Raw genomic sequence first — 13,996 nt, forward strand, 5'->3', positions numbered from 1 at the left:
TGTGGCGAAGGAGCTGCTTGTGGATGCCGTGACCTCGGTCCCCGCACCGGTGAACGAGCCCGTCCTCGGCTACGCCCCCGGCACCCCGGAGCGCGCGCAGCTGCAGGCGAAGCTGGCCGAGCTGGCCAAGGAGCCCACCGAGCTGACCCTCACCATCGGCGGTGAGCAGCGGGTCGGCGGCGGCGAGCGCTTCGACGTCGTGCAGCCGCACAACCACCGCGCCGTCCTCGGCACGCTGCACGGCGCCACGCAGCAGGACACGCGGGACGCCATCGCCGCCGCGAAGCAGGCCGCGCCCGCGTGGCGCGCGATGTCCTACGACGACCGCGCCGCGATCCTGCTGCGCGCCGCCGACCTGCTCGCGACCAAGTGGCGGGCCACGCTCAACGCGGCCACCATGCTCGGCCAGTCGAAGACCGCGATCCAGGCCGAGATCGACGCCGCGTGCGAGCTGATCGACTTCTGGCGCTTCAACGTCTCCTTCGGCCGTCGGCTGCTCGCCGAGCAGCCGCAGTCGTCCCCCGGCGTGTGGAACCGCACGGACCACCGCCCGCTGGAGGGCTTCGTCTACGCGATCACGCCGTTCAACTTCACCGCCATCGCGGGCAACCTGCCCACCGCACCCGCCCTGATGGGCAACGTGGTGCTGTGGAAGCCGTCGCCGACGCAGAGCTTCGCCGCGCACCTGACCATGCGGCTGCTCGAAGAGGCGGGCCTGCCGCCGGGCGTGATCAACCTGCTGCCCGGTGACGGCCTGGCCGTGTCCGAGGTGGCGTTGGCCGACCCGGACCTCGCGGGCATCCACTTCACCGGCTCCACCCGCACGTTCCAGCACCTGTGGGGCCAGGTGGGCGCGAACATCGCCGGCTACCGGTCGTACCCGCGGATCGTCGGCGAGACCGGCGGCAAGGACTTCGTGCTGGCGCACCCGTCGGCCGACGTGGACGTGCTGCGCACCGCGCTGGTCCGCGGCGCGTTCGAGTACCAGGGCCAGAAGTGCTCGGCCGCGTCCCGCGCGTACGTCCCGCGCTCGGTGTGGAACCGGGTGAAGGACGACTTCCTGGCCGACGTCGAGTCGCTGACCATGGGCGACGTCACGGACCTGTCGAACTTCATGGGCGCGGTCATCGACCGGCGCTCGTTCGACAAGCTGTCGGGCGTGCTGAAGGCCGCGCACGCGGACGACCAGCTGGAGGTCGTCGCCGGCGGCACGGCGGACGACTCCGAGGGCTTCTTCGTGCGGCCGACCGTGCTGGTGGGCAGCAACCCGGAGCACGAGGTCTTCACCACCGAGTACTTCGGGCCGGTGCTGGCCGTGCACGTGTTCGAGGACTCCGACTACGACACCGTGCTGCGGCAGATGGAGAGCGCCGCACCGTACGCGCTGACCGGCGCGATCATCGCGCGGGACCGCGCCGCGATCGTGCACGCGCAGCACGAGCTGCGGTTCGCCGCGGGCAATTTCTACGTCAACGACAAGCCGACCGGCGCGGTCGTGGGCCAGCAGCCGTTCGGCGGCGGTCGGGCGTCGGGCACGAACGACAAGGCGGGCTCGGTGCACAACCTGCTGCGCTGGGTGAGCCCGCGTTCGATCAAGGAGACGTTCGCGGCTCCGACCTCCTACCGCTACCCGCACCAGGGGTGATCATGCTCCGCACCGCGCTGCTCGCCGCCTCGCGCTCCGGGGCCGTCCGCGAGCTCGTCGAACGCACGCCGCTGACCCGGCCGGTCGTCAAGCGCTTCATCTCCGGCGACGACGTGGCCGCGGCCGTCGCCACCACCGGCGAGGTGCTGGCCGACGGCCGGTACGTCACGCTGGACCACCTCGGCGAGGACACCCGGGACGCGGCGCAGGCCTCGGCCACCGTCGAGGCGTACCTGGACCTGCTGCGCAGGCTGGAGCTCGCCGGGCACACCGAGCGGGCCGAGGTGTCGGTGAAGCTGTCCGCGGTGGGCCAGTTCCTGCCCGTGGACGGCGAGAAGATCGCGCTGGAGAACGCCCGCCGCATCTGCTCGGCGGCGGGCGCGGTCGGCACCACGGTCACCCTCGACATGGAGGACCACACCACCACCGACTCGACCCTGGGCATCCTGCGCGAGCTGCGGGTGGACTTCCCGTGGGTCGGCGCGGTGCTCCAGGCGTACCTGAAGCGGACCGAGCAGGACTGCCGGGACCTGGCGCACGCCGGGTCGCGCGTGCGGCTGTGCAAGGGCGCGTACCGGGAGCCCGCCTCGGTGGCGTTCCAGGACAAGACCGACGTCGACCGGTCGTACGTGCGGTGCCTGAAGGTGCTGATGGCGGGCGAGGGCTACCCGATGGTCGCCTCGCACGACCCGCGGCTGATCGCGATCGCGGGCGAGCTGGCCGGGGACCGGTCGCCGCAGACCTACGAGTACCAGATGCTGTACGGCATCCGGCCGGACGAGCAGCGCCGCATCGCCGGCGCGGGCAACCGCATGCGCGTCTACGTGCCGTACGGCGACCAGTGGTACGGCTACTTCATGCGGCGGCTGGCGGAGCGCCCGGCGAACGTGGCGTTCTTCCTCCGCTCACTGGTCACCACGGGCTAGCCCGAGCCGCTGGTCGGTGACCTTCGCCAGGTCCACCCGGAACAACCTCGGGTGGGCCTGCGCGAGGTCGCGGTAGAGGTCGGCGGCCTCGTCGATCGCGGCCAGCGCCTCGTCACGGCGACCGAGCGCGGCGCAGCGCCTGCTCAGCCGGTCGAGCGCGCCGGCGAGCTGCGGCGTGCAGTCGGGGTCTTGGGCGGCGACGACCCGGCACAGCTCCACGGCTTCCCGGCACGCCGCCAAGGCGTCCTCGGGCCGCCCTGCCGCCACGCACCGCAAGCCCAGGTCCCCCAAGGCGTCCGCGAGCGCGGGGCGGTGCTCGGCCGGGTCCTCCTCGGCCAGTCCGCGGTAGAGGGCGACCTCTTCGCGTGCCGCCGCCAGCGCTTCCTCGTGCAGCGACGCCAGGGCGGCGCGGGCGGCCAGCAGGCCGTGCAGCTCGGCCCGTTCCAGCTCGTCCGCGGCGTCCCGCGCGAGGGTCCGGGTGAGGATGGCGGGCAGCGGGTCGCCGTGGAAGCGCGGGTCGTCGAAGACGCGGCGGGCGATCGCCCTGGCCGGTGCGGGCCACTCGGCGAGGATCCTCAGGGTCGCGCCGGTGGCGGTGTCCGCGAGGTCCGGGTGCGCGGTGAACAGCTCCTCGGCGCGGCGGCGCGCGTGCGGCAGGCGTGCGGCGGCGCGGAGCAGGAGCTCCAGGGCCTCCGGCGTGCGGTCGGGGGTGATCCGGTCGTCCAGCAGCGTGGCGGCCAGCGCGTCCTCCGCGAGCCGGCCGCGGGTCGGTGGCGGCTCGACGGGTGAGCCGTGCACGGCGGTGAGGGCGGCCAGGTGCAGGTCGTGCAGCGTCGGCGCGTCCGGCGGTGGCGTGGTCGGGATCGGGAGGCCCAGGGCGTAGGCGAAGTGGGCGCAGGCGGTGGCGTAGGACGTCTCGTGCTCGTCCGGGTTGGCGGTGACGGCGAGGTCCGCGGTGCGGTAGCCCCGGTCGGCGGCACGTTGCCGGTGGGCCGACCACCACCAGCCCGTGGTCCGGGCGACCAGCAGCACGCGGGGGTGGCGGAAGTCGAGGTGGTCCACGAGGTCGGCGTCGTCCACGACCAGGACGTCCGAGCCCGCCGCGAAGTGCCGCGCCAACCGGGTCTTGCCGACGCCCGCCGGACCGTGCAGGAGCAGGACGGAGCACGCGTCGTCGCCGTCGCGCCAGCGCGCCAGTTCGGCCAACTCGTCCACGCGCCCGTGGAACGGCACCACCTCGTGCCGCGGATCCAGCAGCTCACCGGGCGACAGGGTGCGGTCCACCGGCACATCCTGCTCCCCGCCTCGCGCCACGATCAGGCGACCGGTCCGGTCCGCCCCCTCCCCGCGAGGTCGCGTCGGTCGTTCGCGTCCTCATTCGCCGGCGATCACGCATTTCGATCGTCGGCGAATCAGGGCGCGAACGACCGACTTCCCGGCGACCTCGCCAGCCGTCTGCGGAGCAGCGGCAATCCAACACTGTCGGTGGTGTCGTCCACAATCGACGCGTGCTCGTAGCTCTGGTGTCGGACGGCGAGAACGCGGGGCGGTTCCGCGTGCTCGCCGATACCGGGGTGCCCGAAGGACCGGCGGTGGCGACGGCGGACCTGGCGGCGGCGGTGTCCGAGCTGGAGGACCGGCACAGACCCCGGTGGCTGTGGGCGGAGACGGCGGAGGTCTACCCCGACCTGCTGGCACGAGGGGTGCGGGTCGAGCGGTGCCAGGACCTGGCGCACGTCGAGTACCTGCTGCTGGCCTACCAGGGCAGGCACGGCGAGCCGCGCGGCCTGGGTGCGGCGGTCGCCCGGCTGCGCGGGCTGCCGGTGCCGGAGGACCACGGGCCCCGCAAGCGCGACGCCCAGCCGACGCTGTTCGAGCCCGAGCAGCGGCGGCTGCCCGGCGACGTCGACCCGCTCGACGCGGTGATCGCGGTGCACGTCGAGCAGCAGCGGCTGGTCGCCGCGCTCGCCCACGCCGACGGGTTGCGGCTGCTGTTCGCGGCCGAGTCGGCCAGCGCGCTGGCCGCCGCCGAGATGACGCACTTCGGCCTGCCGTGGCGGGTCGACGTGCACGAGAAGCTCCTGGTGGACACGCTGGGACCGCGGCCGGCCAACGGCGTGCGCCCGGCCAGGCTCGCCGAGCTGGTCGACCGGATCACGGCGGCGTTCGGCGGCAAGCAGGTCAACCCCGACCACCCGCCGGGCATCGTGCGCGCGTTCGCCCGGGAGGGCATCGACGTGCCGTCGGCCCGCGCGTGGGTGCTCAAGGGCGTCGACCACCCGGCCGTCGAGCCGCTGCTGGAGTACAAGGAGCTGGCCCGGCTGTGGGTGGCGCACGGCTGGTCGTGGCTGGACGCCTGGGTGGCGGACGGGCGGTTCCGGCCGGACTACGTGGTCGGCGGCGTGGTGTCCGGGCGGTGGGCGACCCGGGGCGGGGCGGCGTTGCAGATCCCGCGCACGCTGCGCACGGCGGTGCGGGCCGATCCGGGGTGGAAGCTGGTGGCGGCGGACGCGGCGCAGCTGGAGCCGCGCGTGCTGGCGGCGTTGTCGAACGACCACAAGTTCACCGAGGTCTCGACGGACGACGACCTCTACACGACGTTGGCCGCGGAGGCGTTCGACGGCGACCGGGGCAAGGCCAAGCTCGCCATGCTGTCCGCGATGTACGGCGGCACGGGCGGTGGGGCCGGTCCCGCGATGGCGGTGCTGCGCCGCCGCTTCCCCGAAGCCGTCGGGTACGTGGAGGCCGCCGCGCTGGCGGGCGAGCAGGGTCGGATGGTCCGCTCCCGGCTGGGCCGCACCAGCCCGCCGCCGTCGGCCGCGTGGCACGAGACGACCGGCAACGCCGACGACGGCGAGGACGCGGTGCGGCAGTCGCGGCGGGCCGCGCGGGACTGGGGCCGGTTCACCCGCAACTTCGTGGTGCAGGCCAGCGCGGCGGACTGGACGGCGGCGCTGCTCGGCGTGCTGCGGCGGCGCCTGCACCGGTCGGCGCCGGGCGCGCACCTGGTGTTCTTCCAGCACGACGAGGTGCTGGTGCACTGCCCGCGAGAGCAGGCCGAGGTGGTGTGCGCGGAGGTGACGGCGTCGGGAGAGGAGGCGTCACGGCTGGTGTTCGGCGCGACACCGGTCCGCTTCCCGCTCAAAGCCGTGCCGGTCGACTCCTACGCCGACGCGAAATAGGGCTTTTGCGCCGTTCGGCCCCTTGATCGATCATCATGAGAGCGCTCTCATGAGTCGGAAGGCAATTCGTTGTCGTGCCGAACGCTGGGGAACAGTGACAAGGAGGTCACCGCTCATGGAGTTCAGCCGGAGCAGACGACGGCGCGTCCTCGCGACCGCTGCCGCCCTGATCACCACCGTGCCGCTGGCGGTCGTCGCCACGATGTCGGCCGACGCCTCGGTGCCGTCCACCCCGCCGGGCTGGACGTTGCAGTGGAGCGATGACTTCAACGGCGCCGCGAACACCCTGCCGTCGTCCTCGAACTGGATCTTCGACCTCGGCCACGGCTACCCGGGCGGTCCGGGCAACTGGGGCACCGGCGAGATCCAGAACTACACCAACAGCACGAACAACATCAAGCTGGACGGCTCGGGCAACCTGCGCATCACCGCCCTGCGCGACGGCTCGGGCAACTGGACGTCCGCCCGCATCGAGACCCAGCGGTCGAACTTCAAGCCGCCGGCGGGCGGCAAGCTCGCCATCGAGGGCCGCATCCAGATGCCCAACGTCACCGGCCAGGCCGCGCTCGGCTACTGGCCCGCGTTCTGGGCGCTCGGCTCGCCGTACCGGGGCAACTACTGGAACTGGCCCGCCATCGGCGAGTTCGACATCATGGAGAACGTCAACGGCATCAACTCCGTCTGGGGCGTGCTGCACTGCGGCGTGAACCCCGGCGGGCCGTGCAACGAGACCAACGGCCTCGGCGCGAGCCGCGCGTGCCCCGGCTCGACGTGCCAGTCGGCGTTCCACACCTACCGGTTCGAGTGGGACGACAGCTCCTCGCCCAAGGCGCTGCGCTGGTACGTGGACGGGCAGCAGTTCCACAGCGTCACGCAGAACCAGCTGGACGCGACCACGTGGAACAACATGACCAGCCACGCGGGCTACTTCCTGCTGCTGAACCTGGCCATGGGCGGCGCGTTCCCCAACGGCGTGGCGGGCTTCGGCACGCCCACCTCGGCGACCCAGTCCGGCCACTCGATGGTGGTCGACTACGTGGCGGTGTGGTCGACGGGTGGCGGCACGCAGCCGACGACCACGACCACCACCAACCCGCCCGGTGGCAGCGGGTGGGACGCGTTCAGCGACATCCAGGCCGAGCAGGCCACGTCGCGGTCCGGTGGCTCGATCGTGTCGGGTGACGGCGGGCAGGCGGTGGCGCAGTTGGCCAACGGCAACTCGCTGCGGTTCTCCGGCGTCCGGTTCGGCTCGCGCACCGCGACGCAGTTCGTCGCCAGGGCCGCGTCCGGCGCGTCCGGCGGGGTGAGCGGCCTGGTCGAGGTGCGGCTGGACAGCCCGACGGCGGCGCCCGTCGGCAGTTTCGCCATCGCCGACACCGGCGGTTGGCAGAGCTGGCGGACGGTGCCCGCGAACATCTCGGGCGTCACCGGCACGCACGACGTCTACATCACGTTCACCAGCGGTCAGCCCGCGCCGTACGTGAGCGTGAACTGGATCCGCTTCGGCACGTGAGCGCTCGTGGGGGGGGGGGGGGGGCCCCCCCCCCGCCCCCCCCCCCCCCCCCCCCCCCCCCCCCCCCCCCACTACCATCTCCTCACGTGTACGCGGAACGCCCGTTCCCCGGTCTGGCCTGCGCGTGGCGCCGGACCACGACGTCGGGCGCGCCCGGCCTGGTCGTGCCGGACGGGTGCACCGACCTCATGTACTCGGCGGGCACGGGCGAGGTGTTCGTGGCCGGGCCGGACACGGTCGGGCACGTCACGCGGGCGAGGCCGGGCACGTTGTTCGGCGTCCGGTTCGGTCCGGGCGTGGGGCCCTCGGCATTCGGCGTGCCCGCGGTGGAGCTTCGTGACCAGCGCGTTCCGCTGGCGGAGCTGTGGGGTGCGTCGGCCCGGCTGGAGGACGCCCTCGGTGCGGCCGAGGACCCGTGCGAGGTGCTGGCGTCGGCCGCCCTGGCCCGGTTGCGGGAAACGCCGCCGGATCCCGTGGCCAGCGTCATCGCGTCGTCTTCGGGGAGCGTCGGCGACCTGGCCTGGTCGCTGGGGCTCAGCACCCGGCAGCTGCACCGGCGCAGCCTGGCCGCGTTCGGCTACGGGCCCAAGGTGCTGCACCGCGTGCTGCGGTTCGACCGGGCGGTGAAGCTGGCGTGGCGGGGCGTGCCGTTCGCCGACGTCGCCCACCGCACCGGGTACGCCGACCAGGCGCACCTGTCGCGCGAGGTGCGCGACCTGGCGGGCGTGCCGCTGGGTCAGCTGATCCGGTCGTAGGCGCGCAACGCCAGCAGTGCCGTGATGGTCACGATGGGGCGCCACTCGTAGGTCGTGACGGGTGTCCAGGCGGCCCAGGGGAACGTCCAGCCGCCGTCGTCCTGCTGCCGTGCCGCCAGGGCGTCGAGGTCGGCGTCCACCTCGTCGTCGCTGAACCACTGCCGGGCCAGGCTGTCGGGCGTCGGCGCGTAGTCGTGCGGCTTGTGCGTCTCGCCTTCCGCGTAGCCCTCGTGCGCCTTGCCCTCGCCGACGTCCACCAGCCCCTGCTCGCGCACGAGCTGCCCGAGCCGCTGCGCCTCCCGTTCCGCCCACGGCCGGTCGGGCGCGTGGTCGAGGAAGCGGACGCAGGCGGCGGCCTCGTACGGGTGGGTCTTGGTGAGCGTCGCCAGGCGCTGCCGGCAGAACTCCGTGGCGCCGTCCAGCCAGGCGTGCTCGGCGCCCGCCTTGTGCAGGACGCCCGCCAGCAGGGCCGTGACCAGCAGGTCGCTATCGCCGGAGGGCTGCCACCACGGCGCCCGCAGGCCGTCGTGCCCGCTGTCGAGGCAGTTCGGCACCCCACCGTCCGCGTTGGTGATCGTGGTCAGGAAGTCGCACGCGCGCCCGGCGTGCTCGGTGTCACCCACCTCTTCCAGCAGCGACAACGCGGTATAGGTGTGCAGCGGCTGGCTCTCCGGACCGCGCCCGTCGGGCTCCAACGCGTGCCCGAACCCGCCGTCGTCGTTGCGATACGCCAGCACCGCGGCCACGACGGCCTCCCCGGGCCCGTCGTCGAAGAGGTGCGAGAACCGCCGTTGCTCGAGGACGCGTGCGTTGAGCCAGATGAAGGAACGTGCAGCTTCGATCATGCCACTGACGGTATGCCTGCCGAGGTCGCGCCGTCTTGAACAGATCGGACGTCCATCCCCCGGCAGGAGTAACCAAGGCGATACCCCGAACGTGGCCGAGCCCCTGTGCCATCATCACTTCGGGCAGTTCAGCGTGAGGGGAGCACGAACGATGTTGGACGCCGAAAGCGGCGGGGGCGCCAGGATCGGGTTCATCGCCGACACGGTCTCTCAGGTCGCGGGCGACGCGGCGAAGGGCATGATGAGTGCCGGCCCCAGACTTGTCGCCACCCAGACCCAGTTCAGCGTCGACCCCGAGCAGGCCCAGAAGCTGATCGACGGCCTGGTCGAGGCACGGGACAGGTTGCAGGAGCTCAACCGCGACGCGTTCCAGCTGATGATGATCATGACGTCGGGTGGAGAGCCCTACGGAGCCGAGGCCGTGAAGGCCATCGCGCGGACGGCAGGCGGTGACGTCGGCGGCTACACCTGGGCCAACACCATGGCGGCCGAAGCGTTGACGAAGACGATCCAGAAGATCCAGGACTCCCTGGCCGCCTACCAGGCCCAGGACGAGGCAGCAGCAGACGCCTTCAACGGCGGGGGGAAGTAGTCGATGAGGCGAGCAGTGCTGGCAATCGCGGCCGTGTCCTTCACGGTGCTGGTCGGTTGTACGTCGGTCAACGGCGGCACACCCACACCGGTCACCACCACGAAAGCCACCGGCACGTCCACCGAGGCCTCGAAGCCGTCGTCGGATGGCGAAGCCCCTCCGGTCACCGCACCTGAACTCGACCTCGCCAAGGTCGGTGATCCGTGCGCCTTGCTCAAGGCCGACCAGTTGGCCGCCCGGGGCATCACCAAGCCGGGAGCTAAGGAGAACGACCCGGTGGGCCCGACCTGCCAGTTCCGACCTGATGACGTGGGTCGTGGCACCAGCCTCGGCGTCACGATCATGTCGAAGGTCGACGGCTTGAACGACATGTACGCCCACCGCGCCCAGTACCCCGTGTTCGAGCCGACCGAGGTGGAGGGCTACCCGGCGGTGAACGGCGATGTCACCGACGCCAAGCACGGGGCGTGCTCCACCGCCGTCGCCGTGGCCGAGGGCAAGGCGTTCATGATCCAGGTCGACGTGAACAACCAGGATTCGCCCGACTACAGCACCCCGTGCTCGGTGTCGAGCGCGGTCGCCGCGATCGTGGTCGAGAACCTGAAGGGGTAGGGACATGGCCGGTGACGCAAACCAACTGATGTGCGTGGGTGTCGGAGCCGACAAGATCTACAGTTGGTTCGCGGAGAGCAAGGGGCCCTCGCAGTCGACCGACGTCAGCGAGCAGACCTGGCAGGGCATCGCCCAGGGTCAGGTGGACGTCAGCGAGATCATCAATCGGGCCGTTCGCGAGTCCGGGGCCTCTTGGGAGGGTGCGGCCGGCGACCAGGCCCGCTCCAGCACCTCGCCGCTGGCGAGTTGGTCGGAGACCGCCGGCACCAGTGCGGACACCGCCGGCGTGGCGAGCGCGGAGATCAGCACGGCGTTCCGGGACGCGGCGAACAACGTCATGCCGCCGGTCACCGTGCCGGACAAGCCCTGGTACAACGGCGCGATCCCGTGGGACACCGATTACGACAAGGCCGTGGAGGCGCACTCCCAGGTCAACGAGCACAACATCCAGGTCTACAACAGCTACGGCGCCAGGGTGGAGAGCGCGATCAGCTCGATGCCCACGTTCGAGGCGCCGGGCGGACTCGACGGCACCGTCGAGAACAACAACATCGACGAAGTCGACGAAGTCGATCGCTCCCGCAAGGAGCAGAACAACACCACCAACAACAACACGACCAGCACGACCAGCACCAGCAGCACCACCAACACGGGCACGACGAAGCCGTCGTGGACCGAGCCGACGATCCCGCCGATCGGCACGGGCGACAACACGACCAAGCCGTCGTGGGTGCAGACCGACCCCAACCAGCCCAAGCCCGACATCGGGTACCGGCCGCCGCCGCTGCCGCCGGACTCGCGATTCCCGTCCGACCCGCGGTTGCCGTATGACCCGAGGTTGCCGTACGACCCGCGCAACCCGAACGACCCGCGCAACCCCAACCACCCGAACAACCCCAACAACCCGCGCAACCGCGTGCCGGGAACGCCGCCCGGCAACCCCGGGCTGCCCGGTGGTGGCCGCGGTGGTGGGGGCGGCGGTGGTGGGGGTGGCGGTGGGGGTGGCGGCGGCATGGGTGCCGGCCGGATCCCCGGCATGGGCGGACCCGGCGGCATGGGCGGCGGGTTCGGGCCCGGCGGTGCGGCCGGCGTCATGGGGCACGGTGAAGGTCGCGGTGGCTTTGGACCCGGCGGCGGTGCGGGCGGGTTCGGGCCCGGTGGGGCCGCGGGTGGTCGCGGTGGTCCCGGCGCAGGCGCCATGGGCGGGATGGGCGCCGGTGCGGCCGGTGGTCAGGGTGACGAGGACAAAGAGCACAAGGCCGCGTCGTACCTCCAGGAGACCGAGGACATCTTCGGCGACGGCACGATGGTCGCCCCACCGGTCATCGGTGAGTAGCAGTAGCTGGAACAGGGGGGAACGTGCTGCGCACCAGGGTGGCCATCCCGGTCGTCGCGCTCTACAACGCCTGGCAGGCCGAAGGTCTGCCGACGCTGCACAACGCGCTGCTGACCCAGGTCGACTTCGACGAGGACCGGCTCGCCGAGGGTGACGTCACGGGCTTGGCCGACCTCGCCCGCCGCGGGTGGGCCGAGCTGGAACGGCTCGGCCTGGCCCGCGGTCGGCAGGTGCACGCCGACCTCGGCCGGTCGCTACGCCTGATCGCGGACGCGAGCGTCGAGTACTACGCGTTCTTCAACCAGGGCGACGACGAGACCCGCACCGCGCTGGTGGCGCAGTCGGGCGACGAGGCGCTGCGCGTGGTGCTGCGGGCGGACAAGCACTTCGTGCTGGAGCCCGTGCGGCCGGAGGACGTGGTGCAGTCCCTGGTGTCCGCGCTGCCGGAGGCCAAGCCGGGACGCGGTGGCGTGCTCTCGCTGCCCGCCGACGCGTTGAACGACAAGCCGCGCCAACCGCGGCCGGACGAGGACGGCGGGTCGTTCCTCCAGGCCAGCCGACCGACCGGGGCGCACGTGACCGAGGTGCAGCAGATCCGCAAGCTCCTCGCCGAGCAGCGCACCGGCGGCGGCCAGCTGTACGCCGCACGCCGTGACCGGTTCGGGCGCAAGCAGCGGTGCGCGGCGCCGTTGACGTACTTCGACACGATCACCGGCCGCTACCTGTCGGCGAAGACGACCGGCGGCGACGGCACGCCGTGGATCACCGTGCAGCCGGCCGACTTCACCACCTTGCAGAACCGGGTGCGGCAGCTCAGCGCCGACGCAGCGCCTCGCGGTTGAGCTCGGCCGGGCTGCGGTGCCCGGACAGGCCGAGGGTCAGGTCGAAGTCGGCGAGCAGGCTGCGCAGCACGTGCCGCACCCCGACCTGACCGCCGTGCGCCAGGCCGTACGCGAACGGACGGCCGACGAGCACCGCCTTCGCACCCAACGCCAACGCCTTCACGACGTCCGCGCCGCTGCGGATGCCGGAGTCGAACAGCACCTCGACCTGCTCGCCGACGGCGTCCGCGATCTCCGGCAGCACCTCGAGCGACCCGACCGCGCCGTCCACCTGCCGTCCGCCGTGGTTGGACACCACGATGCCGTCCATGCCCGCGTCCACGGCCTTGCGCGCGTCGTCGGGGTGCTGGATGCCCTTGAGCACGATCGGCCCGTCCCAGTGCTCGCGCAGGAACGACAGCTGGTCCCACGACTTGTCGGTGCCGGTGAACAGCTGCACCCACCGCAGGATCGCCATCGGCAGGTCCTCTTCGGGTGGCGCGGCGAGGCCCGCCCGGAACGCCGGGTCGGAGAAGGGGATCGCCGTGCCGACACCGCGCAGGAACGGCAGGTAGGACCGGTCGAGGTCGTGCGGGCGCCACGCGAGCGTCCACGTGTCGAGGGTGACGACCAGGACCCGGTACCCGGCGTTGCGCGCGCGGTCGAGGATGCTCGCGGCCACGTCCGGGTCGTTCGGCCAGTAGAGCTGGAACCACCGTGCCGCGTCACCGGCCGCCTCGGCGACCTCCTCGATCGTGTGCGAGGCAGCGGTGGACAGCACGAACGGCACACCCAGCTCCGCCGCCGCACGCGCGGTCGCCAGCTCGCCGTCCGGGTGCAGGATCGACTGCACGCCGACCGGCGCGAGCAGCACCGGCGCGGGCAGGTCGGTGCCCAGCAAGGACGTCCCGAGGTGCCGCTCGGTGGCGTTGGTGAGCATCCGCGGCACGATCCGCCAGTCGTCGAACGCCTCCCGGTTCGCCCGGGCCGTGTGACCTCCACCGGCCGCACCCGCCACGTACCAGAACGGCCCCGGCCCGAGCCGTTCCCGGGCGGACGCCTCCAGCGCTTCGGGGTCCGTGGTGAACGGCGGCACGTTCCCCGCCAGCCCTTGCAGGTAGATCTCGTTCTGGTAGGCAGCGAACTGACCAGTCACTTTGTCCCTCATCCCCCGCTCAGGCCGTCTACAGGCCGTCTGCGGAACCGTCCGCGTCGTCGGTCTGCGGATCATGCTCTGCCTCGTCCGCGTCGCCCGCAAGCACACGATCGACCGCCTTTCGGGTGCGATCACTGCTGGAGGGCAGGAGGTGCGTGTAGACCCGCATCGTGAAGGCCGGGTCGGAGTGCCCCAGCCACTCTGCGAGCGCCCTGATCGACTCGCCCGCGTCCAGGAGCACCGAGGCGTAGAAGTGCCGCAGCGCGTGCATCCCGTCCTGCTGCGGCACCCGCGTGACCTTTGCCCGATCGAGGGCGGGCGTCCACACGTACTGGTTGAACCCGTCCCGCCGGATCGGGTTGCCGTCCTTGTTGACCAAGATCAGCGAGACCGTCTCCGGCTCACCGTCCGGTTCCTTCCACGGCAAGGTCACCTCGACCGGCGGGAACTCCTCGACGTAGGCATCGAGGTCTCGCAGGACGCTGTCCGGCAGCGGCACGTCCCGCTCCTTGCCACCCTTAGGGCGTGTCCGCCGGGTCATGATCGGGTTTTGTCTGGTGCGGCTCGGATCCAGTCGATGGTCTCGACGATGTCGTTGGTGGCCTGCCAGTGC

The 13,996-nt window shown here is 72.2% G+C and carries 13 protein-coding genes; 9 read left to right on the forward strand and 4 right to left on the reverse strand.

All coding sequences use genetic code 11. The features are described from left to right. Positions 1-19: 19 nt before the first annotated feature. Together pruA and ACZ7GX_RS36315 are read left to right on the forward strand one after the other, a co-directional pair. A complete protein-coding gene (gene pruA / locus ACZ7GX_RS36310; RefSeq protein ID WP_498783652.1) occupies positions 20-1,645 on the forward strand; it encodes an L-glutamate gamma-semialdehyde dehydrogenase in 1,626 nt (541 codons plus the stop codon). Between the two features lie 2 nt (positions 1,646-1,647). Then, a complete protein-coding gene (locus ACZ7GX_RS36315) occupies positions 1,648-2,571 on the forward strand; it encodes a proline dehydrogenase family protein (RefSeq protein ID WP_498783654.1) in 924 nt (307 codons plus the stop codon). Here the strand turns inward: ACZ7GX_RS36315 and ACZ7GX_RS36320 are convergent. Next, on the reverse strand, positions 2,551-3,855 hold the full coding sequence (locus ACZ7GX_RS36320; RefSeq protein ID WP_498783656.1) for a hypothetical protein: 1,305 nt from the start codon (positions 3,853-3,855) through the stop codon (positions 2,551-2,553). The two genes, ACZ7GX_RS36315 and ACZ7GX_RS36320, sit on opposite strands and share 21 nt — an antisense overlap. A 224-nt stretch (positions 3,856-4,079) precedes the next feature. Here ACZ7GX_RS36320 and ACZ7GX_RS36325 point away from each other — a divergent pair, with 224 nt between their 5' ends. From ACZ7GX_RS36325 to ACZ7GX_RS36335, 3 genes are all read left to right on the forward strand, one after another. Continuing rightward, on the forward strand, positions 4,080-5,753 hold the full coding sequence (locus ACZ7GX_RS36325; protein WP_498783658.1) for a bifunctional 3'-5' exonuclease/DNA polymerase: 1,674 nt from the start codon (positions 4,080-4,082) through the stop codon (positions 5,751-5,753). 115 nt (positions 5,754-5,868) lie between these two features. Next, positions 5,869-7,266, forward strand: a complete 1,398-nt coding sequence (locus tag ACZ7GX_RS36330; RefSeq protein WP_498783660.1) for a carbohydrate-binding protein — start codon at positions 5,869-5,871, stop codon at positions 7,264-7,266. An 86-nt stretch (positions 7,267-7,352) separates the two neighbouring features. After that, entirely contained in the window at positions 7,353-8,021 is a 669-nt protein-coding gene (locus ACZ7GX_RS36335) for a helix-turn-helix transcriptional regulator (RefSeq protein WP_498783662.1), read from the forward strand. Here ACZ7GX_RS36335 and ACZ7GX_RS36340 read toward each other — a convergent pair. Next, the gene (locus ACZ7GX_RS36340; protein ID WP_498783664.1) at positions 8,003-8,866 is read right to left on the reverse strand and encodes a prenyltransferase/squalene oxidase repeat-containing protein; all 864 of its coding nucleotides are present in this window, start codon (positions 8,864-8,866) and stop codon (positions 8,003-8,005) included. The two genes, ACZ7GX_RS36335 and ACZ7GX_RS36340, sit on opposite strands and share 19 nt — an antisense overlap. Before the next feature lie 151 nt (positions 8,867-9,017). Between ACZ7GX_RS36340 and ACZ7GX_RS36345 the strand changes: the two genes are divergently transcribed. The 4 genes from ACZ7GX_RS36345 to ACZ7GX_RS36360 are packed head-to-tail and all read left to right on the forward strand — an operon-like array spanning position 9,018 to position 12,248. Next, positions 9,018-9,458 (forward strand): hypothetical protein, encoded by a 441-nt coding sequence (locus tag ACZ7GX_RS36345; protein ID WP_498783666.1) that lies wholly within the window; start codon positions 9,018-9,020, stop codon positions 9,456-9,458. Positions 9,459-9,461: 3 nt separating this feature from the next. Then, a complete protein-coding gene (locus ACZ7GX_RS36350) occupies positions 9,462-10,070 on the forward strand; it encodes a DUF3558 domain-containing protein (protein ID WP_498783668.1) in 609 nt (202 codons plus the stop codon). A 4-nt stretch (positions 10,071-10,074) separates the two neighbouring features. Further along, entirely contained in the window at positions 10,075-11,406 is a 1,332-nt protein-coding gene (locus tag ACZ7GX_RS36355) for a hypothetical protein (protein ID WP_498783670.1), read from the forward strand. 23 nt (positions 11,407-11,429) lie between these two features. Continuing rightward, entirely contained in the window at positions 11,430-12,248 is an 819-nt protein-coding gene (locus ACZ7GX_RS36360; RefSeq protein ID WP_498783672.1) for an ESX secretion-associated protein EspG, read from the forward strand. Here ACZ7GX_RS36360 and ACZ7GX_RS36365 read toward each other — a convergent pair. Next, positions 12,220-13,383, reverse strand: coding sequence for a lactate 2-monooxygenase (locus tag ACZ7GX_RS36365; protein ID WP_498783674.1), 1,164 nt, complete (start codon positions 13,381-13,383; stop codon positions 12,220-12,222). The genes ACZ7GX_RS36360 and ACZ7GX_RS36365 overlap by 29 nt on opposite strands. 28 nt (positions 13,384-13,411) lie before the next feature. Further along, positions 13,412-13,924 (reverse strand): tyrosine-type recombinase/integrase, encoded by a 513-nt coding sequence (locus ACZ7GX_RS36370; protein WP_498783676.1) that lies wholly within the window; start codon positions 13,922-13,924, stop codon positions 13,412-13,414. Positions 13,925-13,996 lie beyond the last annotated feature (72 nt).

The organism is Actinosynnema sp. NPDC037264 (assembly GCF_055603705.1).

Coding starts and splice junctions, on each gene's coding strand:
- ACZ7GX_RS36315 (WP_498783654.1), top strand. CDS start 1,648: ATGCTCCGCACCGCGCTGCTCGCCGCCTCGCGCTCCGGGGCCGTCCGC.
- ACZ7GX_RS36330 (WP_498783660.1), top strand. CDS start 5,869: ATGGAGTTCAGCCGGAGCAGACGACGGCGCGTCCTCGCGACCGCTGCC.
- ACZ7GX_RS36340 (WP_498783664.1), bottom strand. CDS start 8,866: ATGATCGAAGCTGCACGTTCCTTCATCTGGCTCAACGCACGCGTCCTC.
- ACZ7GX_RS36345 (WP_498783666.1), top strand. CDS start 9,018: ATGTTGGACGCCGAAAGCGGCGGGGGCGCCAGGATCGGGTTCATCGCC.
- ACZ7GX_RS36350 (WP_498783668.1), top strand. CDS start 9,462: ATGAGGCGAGCAGTGCTGGCAATCGCGGCCGTGTCCTTCACGGTGCTG.
- ACZ7GX_RS36355 (WP_498783670.1), top strand. CDS start 10,075: ATGGCCGGTGACGCAAACCAACTGATGTGCGTGGGTGTCGGAGCCGAC.
- ACZ7GX_RS36370 (WP_498783676.1), bottom strand. CDS start 13,924: ATGACCCGGCGGACACGCCCTAAGGGTGGCAAGGAGCGGGACGTGCCG.